Below are 17973 nucleotides of genomic sequence, written 5' to 3'. Positions count from 1 at the left end.
GGACGGCGCGGCGGCGGAACGGACCCGGCCCGGACCTGTCGGCCGGGGGGCCTCCCGTAACCCCGGAGCGCCCGCCCGTACCCCCGCGGCCCGGTCCCATCGCCCACAGCGCAACGCACCCCGGTGCGCGGGCCCGGGGCGATCCGGCACCATGTCCCCCATGTCCGTACTGACGCGCGACGAAGCGCAGACCCGAGCCCAGTTCCTCGATGTGCACCGGTACACGATCGCTCTCGATCTCACCACCGGCGAGGACACCTTCGACTCCCGCACCGTCATCCACTTCACGGCGCGGGCGGCCGGGGACACCTTCGTCGAGCTCAAGCCCGCCGCACTGCACTCCGCGACCCTCGACGGCACGGCCCTCGACCCCGCCGCGCTCGACGGGAACCGGCTCGCGCTCACCGGGCTCACCGCCGGACCGCACGAACTGCGCATACACGCGGACATGCGCTACTCCCGCACCGGCGAGGGCATGCACCGGTTCACCGACCCCGCCGACGGCGAGACGTACGCCTACACCCAGCTCTTCATGGACGACGTCCAACGGGTCTTCGCCGCCTTCGACCAGCCCGACCTCAAGTCCGTCTTCGAGCTGACCGTCACCGCGCCCGAGGAGTGGACGGTCCTCGGCAACGGCGTCGCCACGCGCACCCCCGAAGGCCCGGCGGGACACTGGACGATCGCGCCCACCCCGCTCATCTCCACCTACCTCGTCGCCGTCGCCGCCGGCCCCTGGCACTCCGTACGCACCGAACACGCCGGACTGCCCTTCGGCATCCACTGCCGCCGCTCCCTCGGCCCCCACCTCGACACCGACGCCGACGAGATCCTCTCCATCACCCGCGCCTGCTTCGACCGCTACCACGAGAAGTTCGAGGAGCCGTACCCCTTCGACTCCTACGACCAGGCCTTTGTCCCGGAGTTCAACGCCGGCGCCATGGAGAACCCCGGACTCGTCACCTTCCGCGACGAGTTCATCTACCGCTCCGCCGTCACCGACACCGAGCGCCAGACACGCGCCATGGTCGTCGCCCACGAGATGGCCCACATGTGGTTCGGCGACCTCGTCACCCTCGCCTGGTGGGACGACATCTGGCTCAACGAGTCCTTCGCCGAGTACATGGGCTACCAGATCCTCACCGAGGCCACCCGGTTCACCGACACCTGGGTCGACTTCGGCATCGCGCGGAAGGCCTGGGGGTACGACGCCGACCAGCGCCCCTCCACCCACCCCGTCGCGCCCGACCCGGACGCCGTCCCCGACACCGCCTCCGCACTCCTCAACTTCGACGGCATCTCGTACGCCAAGGGCGCCTCCGCCCTGCGCCAACTCGTCGCCTGGCTCGGCGACAAGGACTTCCTCGCCGGCATCAACGTCCACTTCGCCCGGCACAAGTTCGGCAACGCCACCCTCGCCGACTTCATCGACAACCTGGCGTCGGCCACCGACCGCGACGTGCACGCCTGGGCCGAGCGGTGGCTGCGCACCACCGGCGTCGACACCCTCACCCCGCGCGTGACCACCGGCGACAACAGCTGGACCCTCGACGTCGTACGGGACGGCAGCAGGCCGCACCGCGTCTCCGTCGGTCTGTACGACCTCGACGTGGTCGACCCCACCAAGCTGGTCGCGCGCGAGCGCATCGACCTCGACGTCCCGCTCACCGAGGCGCCCGTGGCCAGGCCCGGCCGCCGTCCCGCCCTCGTCGTCCTCAACGACGGCGACCTCACCTACGCCAAGGTCCGCCTCGACCCCGCCTCCTGGGACACCGCGCTGCGGGCCCTGTCCGGCGTCCCCGGCGCCCTCACCCGCGCCGTCATCTGGAACGCCGCCCGCGACATGGTCCGCGACGGCGAACTCGCCCCCACCGCCTACCTGGACGCCGCCCGCGCCCACCTGCCCCACGAGAGCGACCTCGCCCTCGTCCAGGGCGTCCTCTCCTTCGCCGCCGTCCAGATCACCGACCGCTACCTCTCCGGCGAGGACCGGCGCGCCGCCCTCACCACCCTCACCGCCCTGTGCCGCGACCTCATCCGCCGCACCGAGGACGGCAGCAACCCGGGACTGCGCCTCACCGCCGTACGCCACTTCGTCGACGCCGCCACCCAGCCCGGCGCCCTCCAGGACTGGCTGGAGTGCGGCAGCGTCCCCGGCGGCCCCGAACTCGACCCCGAACTGCGCTGGCGCGTCCTCACCCGCCTCGCGGTCCTCGGCGCCCTCGACGAGCCGGCCATCGCCGCCGAACTCGCCGACGACCCCAGCGCCACCGGCCAGGAGGGCGCGGCCCGTTGCCGCGCCGCCCTGCCCGACTCCGAGGCCAAGGCCGCCGCCTGGGCCCGGCTCTTCGCCACCGACGACCTGTCCAACTACCTGTTCGCCGCCACCGCGCAGGGCTTCTGGCAGCCAGAACAGGCCGATCTCGTACGGGAGTACGTGCCCCGCTTCTACCCCGAGGCCGTCGCCCTCGCCGACCGGCGCGGCCCCGCCATGGCCGGAGCCGCCGGGCACTACGGATTTCCTCTGCACGCGGTCGACCAGGAGGTGCTGCGCCTCGGCCAGGAATGCCTGGACACCGCAGAGATGATCCCCGCCCTGCGCCGCAAGCTCGCCGACCAACTGGACGACCTCGGCCGGGCACTCCGGGTACGGGGCGCCTGACCGGGGCGGCCGACCCGCCCCGGACGGGGTTGCCCCGCACTGTCCGCCGGACGGTCCGAGGCAACCCCGTCCCGGCCGATACTCCTTACGGGTTCCGCTCGTTGTGCTCCACGGGCACGCACGACCACCGAACCTGAAGGACCCCCTATGCGCACGCCACCCCCCGGCATCACCCTCCCGCCCCTGGCAGGTGGCGAACACGGTTCCGACGCGCTGCGGCCCCTCCTCGCCACCGTTCTGGACGCCCTCCACGACGGCGCCGCCGAACGCGGCGGACCGCTGCCCGCCGGCGGACCCGGCCGGGTCGCCGGCCGGCTCCGTACCGCCGCCGAACCCGTCCTCCCCGACACCGGCGCGGGACCGGGCGAGGCCCTCCGTACCCTCGTCCACGCCCTCTCCCTGGGCGCCGCCGACCCCGCCCACCCCCACTGCGCCGCCCACCTGCACACCCCGCCGCTCGCGCTGGCCGTCGCCGCCGACCTCGCCGCGTCCGCCCTCAACCAGTCCATGGACTCCTGGGACCAGGCCCCCGCCGCCTCCGTACTCGAAGCGCTCGTCACCCGCGCCCTCGCCGACGAGGTCTACCCCGGCCCGCGTACGGCCGACACGGCCCCCGACGCCGTCCTCACCACCGGCGGCACCGAGTCCAACCAACTCGCCCTCCTCCTGGCCCGGGAGCGGCACGGCCCCACCCTCCAGGTCGTCTGCGGCGCCCACACCCACCACTCCGTCCACCGCGCCGCCTGGCTCCTCGGCCTGCCCCGCCCCGTCACGATCCCCACCCCCGCGGGCCTCCTCGACCCGGCCGCCCTCGACGCGGTCCTCACCGCCCTGCGCGGCCCCCTCCTCGTCGTCGCCACCGCCGGCACCACCGACACCGGCCGCATCGACCCCCTGACCGCCCTCGCCGACGTCTGCGACGCCCAGGGCGCCGCCCTCCACACCGACGCCTCCTACGGCGGCCCGCTCCTCTTCAGCCCCACCCACCGCCCCCTGCTCGACGGGCTCGACCGCGCCCACAGCGTCACCCTCGACCTCCACAAACTCGGCTGGCAGCCCATCGCCGCCGGACTCCTCGCCGTCCCCCGCACCGGTGACCTGGCCCCCCTGGCCCACACCGCCGACTACCTCAACGCCGACGACGACACCGAGGCCGGCCTCCCCGACCTCCTCGGCCGCTCCCTCCGCACCACCCGGCGCCCCGACGTCTTCAAGATCGCCGTCACCCTCAAGGCACTCGGCCGCGCCGGCCTCGCCGCCCTCGTCGACCGTGTCCTCGACTCCGCCCGGCTCCTCGCCGACCTGGTCGAGGACCGGCCGGGCCTTGAGCTGTACGAACGGCCCACCCTGACCACCGTGTTGTTCCGGCCCGCCGGCGCCCCCGACCACGCCGTCGCCGCCACCCGCCGCGCCCTGCTCACCGAAGGCACCGCCGTCCTCGGCCGCGCCCGCGCCGACGACCGCCTCTGGTTCAAGGCCACCCTGCTCAACCCCCACGCCACCCCCGGCGACCTCGACACCCTGCTCCGACTCGTGGAAGGCGGCACCCGCCGATGACCGACCGGCCCAACGATCTGGACGACCCCCACGACCTGGTGGGCATCGGCATCGGCCCGTTCAACCTCTCGCTCGCCGCCCTCGCCGACGGCGTCCACGGCGGCCTCGCCGCCACCTTCTACGACCAGAGCCCTACCTTCCGCTGGCACCCCGGCCTGCTGATCGACGGCACCACCCTCCAAGTCCCCTTCCTGGCCGACCTGGTGACCCTCGCCGACCCCGCCAGCCCCTGGTCCTTCCTCAGCTACCTGAGGGCCCGCGACCGGCTCTTCCCCTTCTACGTGGCCGAGCGCTTCCACATCCAGCGCGCCGAGTACGACGCGTACTGCCGCTGGGTCAGCGAACAACTCCCCGGACTCCACTTCGGACATCAGGTCGACGCCGTCCGCTGGAACCCCGAACGCGCCCTGTTCGAGGTCGACTTCACCCAGCTCGACCGCGACGGCGAGGTCGAGGCCCTCGGCCGCGCGTACGCCCGCAACGTCGTCCTCGGCATCGGCACCGAGCCCTACGTGCCCGAACCCCTCAAACCCCTCGCCGAGGCCCCCGCCGTCCCCGTCATCCACTCCGCCGACTACCTCGACCACCGCGAACGCCTGCTCGCCGCCGGGCACATCACCGTCATCGGCTCGGGACAGTCCGGCGCGGAGATCTTCCTGGACCTGCTGCGCGCCCGCCCCGCCGGCGCCGAGAAACTCCACTGGCTCGCCCGTACCGAGGCGTTCGCCCCCATGGAGTACTCCAAGCTCGGCCTGGAACAGTTCACCCCGGACTACACCCAGTACTTCCACGCCCTGCCCGAGCAGGTGCGCGACGACCTCGTACCCCGCCAGTGGCAGCTCCACAAAGGCATCGACGCCGACACCATCGCCGCCATCCACGACGAGCTGTACCGGCGCACCCTCCACGGCGGCTGGCCCGACGCCGTCCTCACCCCCGGCGTCTCCGTCCGTACGGCGGGCCGCGTCGCCACCACCAAGGTCGAACTCCACCTGGAACACCGCCAGCAGGGCACCCGCACCCGCCTCACCACCGACGCCGTGGTCCTCGCCACCGGCTACCGCGAACGCCCCTTCGACCGGATCCTCGCCGGTCTCGACCCGTACCTGCGCCGCGACAGCTCCGAGCGCCCGCGCGTCGACGCACACCACCGGCTCGTCCTGGACCGCAGCGTCACCGGCTCCGTCTATGTACAGAACGCGGAACGCCACACCCACGGCGTCGGAGCCCCCGACCTCGGACTCGCCGCGTGGCGCAGCGCCACCATCCTCAACCACCTCACCGGGACCGAGCCCTACCCGCTGCCCCGGCGCACCGCCTTCACCAGCTTCGGCCTCGACGGGCGGGACCGGACCCGCTCGGTGCCCGCACCGAGGGGTCTGGTCCCGCTGACCGAAGTCCGCTGAGACAGCGGCGGGTCGGAGCCTGGAAGACCGGTTGCCCGGAAGCCCGGTCGCCTAGAAGACCGGCACGCCGTCCCGCGTCAGCTTCCAGTCCACCGACGCGAACGACGACGGATCGACCGTGCCCGCCGCGCGGACCCACTCGATGATCGTGTTACGGATCTCGTTCGAATTGGCCCACAGCTGCTGGGCGGCGGCCACGTGCGGGAAGTTCCCGCCGCCGCTCGCCCGGTAGTTGTTCACCGCCAGCACGAACTTCGCCGCCGGGTCCAGCGCCGCCCCGGCGAACCGGAGATTCACGATCCGCGACCCCACCGGCTTCGCGATGTCGATCTCGTACGTCAGCCCCGACACCGCGTCGTAGTTGTAGTCCGGGGTGTTGGCGGCGTTCGTCAGCTTCGAGGTGTCCACCACCGCGCCCGCCGGCGTCTGGACGTAGTACTTCGCGGAGAACTCCAGGTACTCCTTGATCTGAGCACCCGTCAGGAGGCGTGCCTCCATGGTGTTCTCGAACGGGTAGAGACCCGCCGCGTCCTTGATGGTCACAGGACCGGCCGGGATCGCCGCCGTACGGGAGAAGCACGACGCCTGCGACAGCACCGGCAGCGCCGCCCACTCGCCGCCCGCCAGGGCCGCCTTCACCGTCTCCGTCTGCACGTGGTTGATCAGATCGATGATCGGCTCGTCCTTCCACGGCGCCTCCACCGTGGACATCGCCGCGACCGACGTGCCGATCACCTGGTTCACGTACGCCACCACCTTGCGGTGCTCGTCCGCGAGCATGCCGGTGATCTTCCGGTCCTCGGCCACCGTGTTGGAGTTCAGGACCTTCGACGTGACCCGCTCCACCGTCCAGCAGCCGCGCTCGCGGACGAGCTCGACGTCGAAGAGGGTCAGCCGCTGGCCCCACCGCAGCGGCTCGGAGAGGACAACCTCCTTACCGGTCTTCTTGTTGACGACCCGGCGCTCCGCGATCTCCTGGTGCGCGTGCCCGACCAGGATCGCGTCGATGCCCGGGACCTGCTCCGCCACCAGCGTCGCCGCGTTCTCCACGTACGGGACCTGGTCGCCGTACGACGACGAGCCGTCCGTACCCGAGTGCGCCGACACGATCACCACGTCCGCGCCCATGGAGCGCAGCTTCGGCACCCACTTCGCCGCCTGCTCCTCCAGACCCGGGAACGTCATCTTGCCCTGGACGTTGGCCTTGTCCCAGATCGCGATCCCCGGGTTCGTCAGCCCCAGGATGGCCACCTTCACGTCGTCGCCGGACGGCGTGCGCAGCTTCTTGATGACGTACGGCGCGAAGGCCGGCTTCAGCGTCCTCGCGTCCAGCGCGTTCGCCCCGAGCAGCGGGAAGTCGCACTGCTCCTCGAACTTCCGCAGCACCGGGATGCCGTAGTTGAACTCGTGGTTGCCGAGCGCCGCCGCGTCGTAGCCGATCGCGTTCATCGCCTGCGCCATCGGGTGCACCGGACCGCGCTTCGCCGTGATCGGGTCGACCTTGGCGTAGTAGTACGACAGTTGGGTGCCCTGGATCGTGTCACCCGCGTCGATGAGCAGCGTGTTGCGGCGGCCCTTCTCTGCGCGGATCTGGTCCACCAGCGTGGAGATCTTCGCCAGGCCGACGTCGTTGTGGGCGGAGTCGTCGTACTCCTTGTCCGTGAAGTAGTCCCAGTTGAAGACGTTCCCGTGCAGGTCCGTCGTCCCCATCACGGTGAGCGTGTACCGCTTCGGGGGCCGGCCGTGACCGTGGCCGTGGCCCTTCCCGGTCGCCTCCGCCGGTATCGCCGCGCCGCCCACCAGCGCCACACCCGCCCCGGCGGCGGCCGAGCGCTCCAGGAACGTCCTTCTGTCCAGCGGCATTTCTTCTCCCTCGATCCGATGCACAACGTGTGCACAACGCGCGTAGATTCTGGCCCACGGGTGGGTGACCGCAACACCCCCGACGGGTTTCGATCAGATGACTGCGGCCTGTCGTACCCGGGTGCGACAGTGTCCGTATGACCGACGACGTTCGAACGACCGACGACGCACCCGCCTCCGCCGCCCCGCCCTACGGCACCCCCGAGACCCCGCGCGTCGCCGTCCGCGGCGAGGCACTCCTCGAAGTCGACCCCGAGATCGCCCGGATCACCGTCACCGTCAACGCCCGCGGCACCGACCGGCGCGCCGCGCTGGACGACCTCACCCGGCGCAACGCGGACGTCGTCGCCCTCGTCAAGTCGTACGGCGACTCCGTCGAGAAACTGGAGACGGGCTCCTTCTCCATCAGCCCCGAACTGACCCGGCACGGCCGGGGCGAACGCGTCCGCGCGTACCACGGCAGCGTGCACCTCACCGTCGAACTCGCCGACTTCACCGCCCTCGGCGAACTCACCACGCGCCTCGCCGACCTCGACCTCACGCGCGTCGGCGGACCCTGGTGGTCGCTGCGCCCCGACTCGCCCGCGCACGGCGAGGCGCGCCGCCAGGCCGTACGGGAAGCGGTCCAGCGGGCCCGTGAGTACGCCGAAGCGCTCGGGGCGCGCCTCGCCGCGCTGGTCGAGCTGGCGGACCTGGGCGCGGAGAACGCGGGCGGGTACGCCCCGGCGCCCGGTTACGGCATGCAGCGGGCCGCCTACGCCGGGGCGGAATCCGCCGACCAGCCTCCCGTACTGGATCTCGAACCCCAGCGGCAGACCGTCCACGCACAGGTGAACGCGCGCTTCACGATGACGCCGCCGGACCTGTCCTCCGGCCCTACCGGACGGTAAGTCGTACGCTCGAACTATGCGCCGAGCGAAAATCGTCTGCACACTGGGACCCGCCACGGACACGTACGACCAGGTCAAAGCACTGGTCGAGGCCGGGATGGACGTGGCGCGCCTCAACCTCAGCCACGGGACGTACGCGGAGCACGAGGAGCGTCTGCGGCACGTACGCAAAGCCGGGGACGAGACCGGCCGCAGTGTCGGCGTCCTCGCCGACCTCCAGGGGCCGAAGATCCGGCTGGGCGTGTTCCGCGACGGACCCGTACTGCTGGAGCGGGGTGACGAGTTCATCCTCACCACGGACCCCGTGGAGGGGGACCGCCACCTCTGCGGGACCACGTACGACGGACTGGCCGCCGACGTCGACTCCGGGGACCGCGTCCTCGTGGACGACGGCAAGGTGACCCTCGAAGTCACCTCCGTGGAAGGGCCGCGCGTCCACACCCTCGTCATCGAGGGAGGCGTGATCTCCGACCACAAGGGCATCAACCTCCCCGGCGTCGCCGTCTCCGTCCCCGCGCTCTCCGGCAAGGACGCGGACGACCTGCGCTGGGCGCTGCGCACCGGCGCGGACATGATCGCGCTGTCGTTCGTACGGAGCGGGCAGGACGTCGGCGAGGTGCACCGCGTCATGGACGAGGAGGGGCGCCGGCTGCCCGTCATCGCCAAGATCGAGAAGCCCCAGGCGGTCGAGGAGATCGACGGGATCGTCGCCGCGTTCGACGGGATCATGGTCGCCCGTGGTGACCTGGGCGTCGAGATGCCGCTGGAGCAGGTCCCGCTCGTCCAGAAACGCGCGATCACCCTGGCCAAGCGCAATGCCAAGCCCGTCATCGTCGCGACCCAGATGCTCGAATCGATGATCGAGAACTCCCGGCCCACGCGGGCGGAGGCCTCCGACGTCGCCAACGCGGTGATCGACGGCACGGACGCGGTGATGCTGTCCGGCGAGACGAGCGTCGGCGCGTATCCCGTCGAGACGGTCAAGACGATGTCCCGCATCGTGGAGGCGGCGGAGGAGGATCTCCTGTCGCGGGGCCTGGCCGACATCCCCGCCCACACGAAGCCCCGCACCCAGGGCGGCGCGGTGGCCCGCGCGGCGGCGGAGCTGGGCGACTTCCTGGGCGCGAAGTTCCTGATCGCTTTCACCGAGTCCGGCGACACGGTGAAACGCCTCTCCCGCTACCGCTCCCCGATCCCCCTCCTGGCCTTCACCCCGGTCCCGGCGACCCAGGCCCAGCTGAACTTCACGTGGGGCGTGGAGGCGTTCCTGGCCCCGGAGGTCGGCACGACGGACGAAATGGTCGCCCAGGTGGACGAACACCTGCTCCGCGTCGGCCGCTGCCAGAAGGGCGACCTGGTGGTCATCACGGCAGGCTCACCCCCCGGCCTGCCGGGCGCGACCAACCTGGTCCGGGTCCACCACGTGGGCGAGGACGACAGCCCGAAGTAGCCGGGCCTCAGTACTTGGGCCCGATGTGGCGGTCCATCAGACCGACGGACGCGCGCTTGGCCACGGATATGTTCTGCACGATACGGGCCTGGTTGGCCGGCCTCCACTCGACGCCCACCGCGTCCAGGGTGTCGGTGAAGAGCCGCAGGATGTCGCCGGACGCGTTGGAGAAGAAGTAGCGCGGATACTCGTAACGCTTCCGCCGCCCGCCGATGGTCTTCTCGGTCCAGTTGGTCACCCGGCAGCCGTCCGAGTGGATCAGCCCCCGGACGAACTCCCACGGGTGCGCGTCGACGACCGCTCGCTGCCACGGGACGAGGGCGATGGGCCGTTCGTGCTTCTTGCCGGGGCCGTGCTGCGGGAAGAGGCGAGGCCAGTGGCGGTCGTAGCTGGTGACCATGACACACCCTTCCTTTCGAAGGGAGTACACGCGTGCGCCCGGCTGGACGGTGGTGATGGCCCGGCGGCACAGCTCGATGAGGCCGGGCCGGGCGTCGGCGCACGCGATGCGGAGGTGGTACCCGCCGTGCGGGTGCGGGCTGATGCATCCGTCGCCCAGGTAGAGACCCAGCAGGTAGGCGTACGCGTTCCGGTCGGAGCCGTGAAGGTTCATGCCGACACTCTGTGTAATCACGCGTGGCGCTGGGTGCAAAAAAGTGGATGTTCACGAGAACGTGAACATCCACTTCTGTGGAGCGGTACCCGGTGTGGGATTCGAACCCACATGCCCAAAGGGCACGGCATTTTGAGTGCCGCGAGTCTGACCAGTTCCTCCAACCGGGCAAGCAAGGGGAGCTGGCAGGAAGTGTACCGGTTCACCGGATCCCGCCGCCGCTAGGTAGGCTCATCAGGAGCAGCAGCGCCGTGCCCCGTAACGAGGAGCCCCCGTGACCACCCCCGAGTCGCCCCAGCCCGACGATGACGACAAGTCGCACGTCCCGCCGCTGACGACGCGTGTCGTCATCGCCGAGGACGAGGCCCTGATCCGGCTCGACCTCAAGGAGATGCTCGAAGAAGAGGGGTACTCGGTCGTCGGTGAGGCCGGGGACGGGCAGACGGCCGTCGAGCTGGCGCGGGAGCACCGGCCCGATCTGGTGATCCTGGACGTGAAGATGCCCGTCCTGGACGGGATCTCCGCCGCCGAGAAGATCGCGGAGGAGTCCATCGCCCCCGTCCTGATGCTCACCGCCTTCTCGCAGCGCGACCTGGTCGAGCGGGCGCGGGACGCCGGGGCCATGGCGTACCTGGTGAAACCGTTCAGCAAGAGTGACGTCGTGCCGGCCATCGAGATGGCCGTGTCGCGCTTCACCGAGCTGCGCTCGCTGGAGGCGGAGGTCGCGGACCTCACCCAGCGGCTGGAGACCCGGAAGCTCGTGGACCGCGCGAAGAGCGTGTTGCAGACGCAGTACGGGCTGACCGAGCCCGCCGCCTTCCGGTGGATCCAGAAGACGTCGATGGACCGGCGGCTGTCGATGCAGCAGGTCGCCGAGGCGGTCATCCTGGACGCCGAGGAGAAGAAGGCCGCGAAGAGCAAGGGCGGCGAGTAGCCCCTCGGGGGTGTCGATACGGAGGAGGGCCCGGCGCTGTGAACCAGCTCCGGGCCCTCCTCCGTATCCGTACGGACACGCCCTAGTCCTCGCCCAGGTACGCCTTCCGCACCGACTCGTCGTGCAGCAGGTCGCGTCCCGTGCCGGACAGTACGACCTTGCCGATCTCCATCACGTGCCCCTGGTCGGCGAGCGAGAGCGCGGCCTGCGCGTTCTGCTCGACCAGCAGGATCGTCGTGCCCTGGGCCTTCAGCTCGACGATCGTCGCCATGATCTTCTGCATCATGATGGGGGAGAGCCCCATGGAGGGCTCGTCCAGCATCAGCAGCTTCGGCTGGGACATCAGCGCACGCCCCATCGCGAGCATCTGCTGCTCGCCGCCGGACAGCGTGCCCGCCGCCTGCTTCCGCCGCTCGCCCAGGATCGGGAAGAGGTCGTAGGCGCGCTGGATGTCCTTGGCGATGCCGGCCCGGTCGTCCCGCAGGAACGCCCCGAGGCGCAGGTTGTCCTCGATCGACATGCGGGGGAAGATGTGCCGGCCCTCGGGGGAGTGCGCGAGTCCGAGGGCGACGATCTGGTGCGCCGGCACCTTCTTCAGCGACCTGCCGTTGAACCTGATCTGCCCGCCGACGGGCTTGAGCAGCCCGGAGAGGGTGCGCAGGGTCGTCGTCTTGCCGGCCCCGTTGGTGCCGATGAGGGTGACGACCTCGCCGGCCTCGACGCTGAACGAGATGCCCTTGACGGCCTCGATCTTGCCGTAGGCGACGCGCAGGTCCTCGACTTCGAGAAGTGCGGCCATCAGTCGTTCTCCTTGCTGGCGTCGCCCGGGTCGCCCTCGAAGGGCTCCCCGAGGTAGGCGGCGATGACTCGTTCGTCGCCCTGCACGGTCTCGCTGTCGCCCTCGACGAGCTTCTCGCCCTGGACGAGGACGGCGACGCGGTCGCACAGGTTGAAGATGAAGCGCATGTCGTGCTCGATGACGAGGACGGCGATGCCCATGTCCCGGATGGCGAAGACGAGTTCCTCGGTGGTCCGGGTCTCCTGCGGGTTCATGCCGGCCGTGGGCTCGTCCAGGAGCAGCAGGCCGGGTTCGCTCGCGAGGGCCCGGGCGATCTCCAGCTTGCGCTGTTCGCCGTAGGGCAGGTTGCGGGCAAGGTGCTCGGCCTTGGCCTCCAGGCCGATGAACTCCAGGAGTTCCATCGCGCGTGCCCGGGAGGCGGCTTCGGCCCGGTGGAAGCCGGGGCCGCGCAGGAGCGCGGACCAGAGGCCTTCCTTCGTACGGGTGTGGCGGCCGACGAGCACGTTCTCCAGGACGGTCATGTTGCCGAAGAGGCGGATGTTCTGGAACGTACGGGCGATGCCGGCCGCGGTGACCTTGAAGGACTTGGACGGCAGGATCTTGCCCTTGTAGCGGACCTCGCCCTCGGTGGGGATGTAGAGGCCGGTGAGGCAGTTGAAGAAGGTGGTCTTGCCGGCGCCGTTGGGGCCGATGAGGCCGACGATCTCGCCCTTGTTGACGGTGAGGTCGACGGAGCGTACGGCGGTGAGGCCGCCGAATCGCATGGTGACGCCGCGGGCGTCGAGGACCACGTCGCCGGGCGCGGTGGCCGGGGCGGTGTCCTTCGTCGTGGTGTCGGTGGTCATGGATCAGGCCCCTGTCTTGCTGAGGACTGCGGGCGCTTCGGCCGCTTCGTGGAATTCGAGCTGGCGGCGCCGGTTGGGGATGAGGCCTTCGGGACGGAAGCGCATCAGCAGGACGAGCGCGAGTCCGAAGGCGAGGAGCTGGTAGTTGCCGAGGAACTGGAGCTTGGCGGGGATCAGGTAGAGCAGCGCCGCGCCGACGAGGGGTCCGCTGATGGTCCCCATGCCGCCGAGGACGACGGCGGCCAGCAGGAACGCGGAGTTCGGCGGGACGACGTGGGCGAACTGGTACTGCTCGGGTGTCACCGTGTAGGTGACGTGCGCCTGGACGGTACCGGCGAGGCCGGCGAGCGTGGCGCCGAGGGCGAACGCGATGAGCTTGACCCGGAAGCCGTTGATGCCCATGGCGAGCGCCGCGGTCTCGTCCTCGCGGATGGCGACCCAGGCGCGGCCGATGCGGGAGTCTCCGCTGCGGCGGAAGACGATGACCACGACGAACGTGATCAGCAGCATCAGGAAGAAGTAGTTCGCGAAGCGCCCGATGGTGACGCCGAAGACGTCGTGCGGGATGCCGAAGTCGAAGCCGAACATCTTGAGGTTCGGGATCGAGGAGATGCCGTTGGACCCGTTGGTGATGTCGGGACCCGAGGTGCCGTCGAGGTTGTTGACGGTGATACGGAAGATCTCTCCGAAGCCGAGGGTGACGATGGCGAGGTAGTCACCGCGCAGGCGCAGGGTGGGGGCGCCGATGAGGACGCCGAACACCATGGACGCGGCCGCGCCGACGAGCACCGCCCCGAAGAAGGGGAGGTGCAGGTCGAAGGGGGACGACGGGGATCCGGAGACCATGGCCGCGGCGTACGCGCCGACGCCGAGGAAGGCGACGTAACCGAGGTCGAGGAGGCCGGCGAGTCCGACGACGATGTTCAGGCCCAGGGCGACGGTGGCGAAGATGAGGATGTAGACGCCGATGGTCGCGTACTGGTCGTCGGCCTGGGTGAACGGGAAGGCGGCCGCCGCGGCGAACGCACCCGCCATGGTGACGTTGCGGTGCCGCGACGTGATGACCGAGATACGGGCCATGAGGCCGGACTTGGCCAGGGCCGCGAAGCCGAAGCCCGCCGTGATCAGGAACCCGATGAACAGTTCGTCGTACTCGGTGCCGATGCCGTACGTGAAGACGAACAGGCCGACGGCGAGTGCCGCGACGATGATCAGGATCTCCACGTAGGAGGGCAGCTTGCGGGCGGGCGCCGACGGGCCGGTGGCGAAGGCCGCCTTCCACGTGTTGGCGGACGCGACGGCCTGGTGCTTGAACTTCTCCCACTCGTCGTCGTCCGGGTCCACCGGGTCGGGCGCGGGGCGCTCGAACGGCAGGGCCAGGGCGCCGACGACGGCGACAAGGGTCGCGACGGCCGCGACGAAGCCGCCCGGTTCGAGGTTGGCGAGGCCGCCGAGCTGGTAGCTGATCGCCAGCACGGTGTACCAGGCGGTGCCGAAGGCGGCGAGCGCCGCGAGCTTGATGGAGCTGTCGGCGCCGGCCGGGATGAGCCACCCGAGGCCCTTGACTCCGTAGGAGGCGAGGCCGAAGAGGGTGGTCAGCACGCCCGCGACGAGGACGAGCCACTGGAGTCCGCCGGGGTACCCGTAGACGGTGAGGTCACCGGGGAAGGCGGAGGTCCAGGTCCAGGAGAGGAAGGCGGAGACGACCGTGAGGGCGCCGCCGCCGGTCGCCAGGGCCCGGGCCAGGTTGCCCGGGAGGCTGATGAGGCCGGACGGCGCGCCGGGCTCCGGCGTCCGCGGGGTTTCCGCTGTGGTGGTCTGTGTCGTCATCGGTGTCACGCCCTGTCCGCGACGCGCTCGCCGAGGAGGCCCTGTGGCCTGACGAGGAGCACGACGATGAGAAGTACGAAGGCCCACACGTCGGCCCAGGACTGGCCGCCGAGCTGCTGCATGCCGGGGATGTCGCTGATGTAGGCCGTGGCCATGGTTTCGGCGATGCCGAGGGCGAGACCGCCCAGCATGGCGCCGTAGATGTTGCCGATTCCGCCGAGGACCGCGGCCGTGAAGGCCTTGAGGCCGAGGATGAAGCCCATGCGGAAGTTGATCTCGCCGTACTTGAGGCCGTACGCGACGGCCCCGACGGCGGCGAAGGCGGCACCGAGGGCGAACGCGACCACGATGATGCGGTCGGTGTTGATGCCCATGAGCTTCGCCGTGTCCGGGTCCTGCGCGGTCGCCTGCATGCCGCGGCCGGTACGGGTCTTGGCCACGAAGTAGGCCAGGATGCCCATGCAGATCGGAGCGGCGACCAGCAGGAAGATGTCACCGGTCTGGATGGTGACACTGCCCAGGTGGAAGGGCCCGCCGGAGATCTCGGGGAACGTGCGGGACGACTTCGCCTCCGGGTACCAGGCCCAGACCGCCTGCTGGAGCGCGAGGGAGAGGCCGATGGCGGTGATGAGCGGGGCGAGACGGGGTGCGGTGCGCAGGGGCCGGTAGGCGAATCGTTCCGCTCCGACCGCGATCGTGGTGGCGATGACGATCGCCCCGACGATCATGAGCGGGAGGGCGATCCACATGGTCGTGCCCGTGGGGAGAATGAGCCAGACCGTCAGGGCTCCGAAGCCGCCGGTCATGAAGATCTCGCCATGGGCGAAGTTGATGAGCTGGACAATGCCATAAACCATCGTGTAGCCGATGGCGACGAGCCCGTACATGGATCCCAGTAGCAGGCCGTTGACCAGCTGTTGCGGCAGTTCGTGCACCGCAGGTCCTCCGAGTCTTTCGACGGATGTGACAACCGCGCGGGGCGCTGTTCTTCGCAGCGCCCCGCGCGGCTGGGGAAGTGGTGCGGGTGGGAAAGGTCAGCCGGTGTAGGTGCCGGACTTGACCGGGACCCAGGCGTCGCCCTTGTACGCGTAGACGGTGAGCTGCTTGTTGGTCGCGTCACCGAATTCGTCGAAGGAGACCTTGCCGGTCACACCGTCGAAGGAGACCGTCTGGAGGGCCTCGACGACCTTGGCGCGGGCGTCGTCGGGCAGCTTGCCGTCGTTGGCGTCGACGACCTTCTTGACCGCCTCGATGATCGCCCAGCCGGAGTCGTAGGAGTAGCCGCCGTACGCCTCGTAGGCGTCCTTGTAGCCGGCCGCCTTGTAGTTGGCGACGAACTCCTTGGCCGAGGGAAGGGTCTCGACCGGCGCGCCGACCGAGGTGGCGAGGTCGCCCTCGCCCTCCTTGCCGGAGAGCTTGATGAAGTCGGCGCTGTAGATGCCGTCACCGCCGACGAGCGGGATCTTGGCGCCCGACTTCTTGATCTGCTTGCTGAGCGGGCCGGCCTGCGGGTACTCGCCGCCGTAGTAGACGACGTCCGCGCCGGAGCTCTTCACCTTGGTGACGACGGCGCCGAAGTCCTTGGTGTCCGGGTTGATGTGCTCGGTACCGGCGACGGTGCCACCGAGCTTCTTGAACTCGGCGGTGAAGGTGGCGGCCAGACCGGCGCCGTAGGTCTTCTTGTCGTCGATGACGAAGACCTTCTTCTTCTTCGCGTCGTTGAAGAGGTACTGCGCGGCGAACGGGCCCTGGATGGCGTCCGTGGTCGCGGTGCGGAAGTACGACTTGTACGGGCGCGCCTTCGTGCCGCCGTTCCAGTCCGTGCCCTGGGTCAGGGCCGGGTTGGTGTTGGCGGGCGAGACCTCGGCGAGCTTCGCGTCGTCGAAGACCTTCTGCATGGACTCGGCCACGGAGGAGTTCAGCGGGCCGACCACACCGAGGACGGTCTTGTCGGCGACGAACTTGGTGGCGTTCTGCTGTCCGGAGGACGGCTGCGCCTGGTCGTCGAGGGCCTCCACCTTGAAGGTGACGCCGTCGACGTACTTCTTCGTGTTGGCCTGCTTGGCCGCGAGGTCGACGGAGTTCTTGATGCCGAGACCCAGCGCGGAGAGGTCACCGGTCAGCGGCGCGTCGACGCCGATGACAACCGTGGTGCCGCTGTCCTCGGTGTCGGAGCCCCCCTCGTCACGCGAGCCACAGGCGGTGAGCGCGAGCGCTCCCACAGTGAGCGTAGCCGTCATGGCTATGAGCGAACGTTGACGCACGATCAGTCCTTTCACCTGGCACGGCCGTCCCCCCTGGAACGCACCGAGTCGAGCGCGGGAACCGAACTGAAGGTAATCCGGCGGCGCGGTGACTGGCGGTGACTATAAGCGGGGTATTGGGGCGGGTGGAGGGCTCTGGGCAATGATGTGACTCTCTTGTTATGCCAGCGCGTCATGGATAGCGGAACTTCAGGGGTGGATCGGGGGAATTCGGGGCGGTTCGTCTGGTCCACATGCTGAGAACGTGCAGGACTGTCCGGGGGTTTGAGTCCTGACATCAGCGGATGTCCGGTGAACGGCCGGGGCACGGGGTGCCATGAACTTCTGCCAGGTCGTGGCTGTATCACGCATCCGGAATGTTGCTCCGCGCCTGTATTGCGCGCGTATTACGGAGTGTTACGCCGAAGAAATGGAGTCCGGCATTCCGTGCCACTTTTCCGCATTCCGGCGCATGAATCGTGACGCGTACGGTTCGTGGCTTTTCTACGGTGGTACGGAAGGGGGCGCCGGGATCGGTGGTGACGCGGAGGTCTTCCGGAGGCCTTCCGGAGTCTTCGGAGGATGGGCCGGTCCGCTCATTGCCAGGGGCCACCGGTCGGTCCGCCGTCGCGGTAGCGGTCGGCGCAACGGCGGTCCGCCTGTGCGGCGATCAGCTTCCCGGCCGCCGCCGGGCCGTGGACCCTCTCCTCGGCGCGGGCCGCGTCGACGACGGCGCGCAGGATGTCGTACTGGCCGCCGGACAGCCCCATCGCCTGGTAGTCCAGCTCGGCCTGGGCGCCTCCGTCGAGGACCACCCCCGCCCAGTGCGTCACGAGCCGGGCGCAGAGGTCCCCGGGCGCGGTGGTCCGCGGGGCGGGCCG

The 17973-nt window shown here is 70.1% G+C and carries 14 protein-coding genes and 1 tRNA gene; 6 read left to right on the top strand and 9 right to left on the bottom strand.

Annotated features, from left to right (window positions below; all coding sequences use genetic code 11):
* The first annotated feature begins 160 nt into the window (after window positions 1–160).
* The 3 genes from pepN (at window position 161) to GT042_RS08485 (ending at window position 5625) form a co-directional block, all read left to right on the top strand.
* Window positions 161–2662, top strand: coding sequence for an aminopeptidase N (gene pepN, locus GT042_RS08495; protein WP_161308091.1), 2502 nt, complete (start codon window positions 161–163; stop codon window positions 2660–2662).
* A gap of 168 nt (window positions 2663–2830) precedes the next feature.
* Window positions 2831–4219 carry an aminotransferase class V-fold PLP-dependent enzyme gene (locus tag GT042_RS08490; protein WP_161308092.1) on the top strand — a complete coding sequence of 463 codons (1389 nt, stop codon included), beginning with the start codon at window positions 2831–2833 and terminating at the stop codon, window positions 4217–4219.
* Window positions 4216–5625, top strand: a complete 1410-nt coding sequence (locus tag GT042_RS08485) for a SidA/IucD/PvdA family monooxygenase (protein WP_161308090.1) — start codon at window positions 4216–4218, stop codon at window positions 5623–5625. Before GT042_RS08490 ends, GT042_RS08485 begins: the two co-directional genes overlap by 4 nt.
* Window positions 5626–5676: 51 nt before the next feature.
* On the opposite strand, the gene GT042_RS08480 is transcribed toward GT042_RS08485, so the two are convergent.
* Window positions 5677–7488, bottom strand: a complete 1812-nt coding sequence (locus tag GT042_RS08480; protein ID WP_161308089.1) for a 5'-nucleotidase C-terminal domain-containing protein — start codon at window positions 7486–7488, stop codon at window positions 5677–5679.
* A gap of 137 nt (window positions 7489–7625) precedes the next feature.
* Between GT042_RS08480 and GT042_RS08475 the strand changes: the two genes are divergently transcribed.
* Window positions 7626–8378 (top strand): SIMPL domain-containing protein, encoded by a 753-nt coding sequence (locus tag GT042_RS08475; RefSeq protein ID WP_161308088.1) that lies wholly within the window; start codon window positions 7626–7628, stop codon window positions 8376–8378.
* Between the two features lie 16 nt (window positions 8379–8394).
* Window positions 8395–9828, top strand: coding sequence for a pyruvate kinase (gene pyk / locus GT042_RS08470; RefSeq protein ID WP_161308087.1), 1434 nt, complete (start codon window positions 8395–8397; stop codon window positions 9826–9828).
* 7 nt (window positions 9829–9835) lie between these two features.
* Here the strand turns inward: pyk and GT042_RS08465 are convergent, their stop codons facing one another.
* Window positions 9836–10441: a helix-turn-helix domain-containing protein gene (locus tag GT042_RS08465; RefSeq protein WP_161308086.1), complete on the bottom strand. Its 606-nt coding sequence runs from the start codon at window positions 10439–10441 to the stop codon at window positions 9836–9838.
* A gap of 86 nt (window positions 10442–10527) precedes the next feature.
* Window positions 10528–10611: transfer RNA gene (locus tag GT042_RS08460), tRNA-Leu, on the bottom strand.
* 104 nt (window positions 10612–10715) lie between these two features.
* On the opposite strand from GT042_RS08460, the gene GT042_RS08455 reads away from it, so the two are divergent.
* Window positions 10716–11375 carry a response regulator gene (locus GT042_RS08455; protein WP_161308085.1) on the top strand — a complete coding sequence of 220 codons (660 nt, stop codon included), beginning with the start codon at window positions 10716–10718 and terminating at the stop codon, window positions 11373–11375.
* Window positions 11376–11457: 82 nt separating this feature from the next.
* On the opposite strand, the gene GT042_RS08450 is transcribed toward GT042_RS08455, so the two are convergent.
* The 6 genes from GT042_RS08450 to GT042_RS08425 form a co-directional block, all read right to left on the bottom strand.
* Window positions 11458–12174: an ABC transporter ATP-binding protein gene (locus GT042_RS08450; RefSeq protein ID WP_161308084.1), complete on the bottom strand. Its 717-nt coding sequence runs from the start codon at window positions 12172–12174 to the stop codon at window positions 11458–11460.
* Complete coding sequence (locus GT042_RS08445; protein ID WP_237530589.1) at window positions 12174–13019, bottom strand: ABC transporter ATP-binding protein; 846 nt, start codon at window positions 13017–13019, stop codon at window positions 12174–12176. The genes GT042_RS08450 and GT042_RS08445 overlap by 1 nt, the downstream gene beginning before the upstream one ends.
* 3 nt (window positions 13020–13022) lie before the next feature.
* Window positions 13023–14849 (bottom strand): branched-chain amino acid ABC transporter permease, encoded by a 1827-nt coding sequence (locus GT042_RS08440; RefSeq protein WP_161308083.1) that lies wholly within the window; start codon window positions 14847–14849, stop codon window positions 13023–13025.
* A gap of 5 nt (window positions 14850–14854) precedes the next feature.
* On the bottom strand, window positions 14855–15784 hold the full coding sequence (locus GT042_RS08435; protein ID WP_161308082.1) for a branched-chain amino acid ABC transporter permease: 930 nt from the start codon (window positions 15782–15784) through the stop codon (window positions 14855–14857).
* Window positions 15785–15883: 99 nt separating this feature from the next.
* A complete protein-coding gene (locus tag GT042_RS08430) occupies window positions 15884–17113 on the bottom strand; it encodes a branched-chain amino acid ABC transporter substrate-binding protein (RefSeq protein ID WP_161308081.1) in 1230 nt (409 codons plus the stop codon).
* A gap of 575 nt (window positions 17114–17688) precedes the next feature.
* Window positions 17689–17973 (bottom strand): hypothetical protein (locus GT042_RS08425; RefSeq protein ID WP_161308080.1); only part of this gene is annotated, 285 nt, incomplete at its 5' end.

The organism is Streptomyces sp. SID3212 (assembly GCF_009865405.1).
Lineage (GTDB): Bacteria > Actinomycetota > Actinomycetes > Streptomycetales > Streptomycetaceae > Streptomyces.
This window is presented reverse-complemented; position numbering and strand designations above follow the sequence as displayed.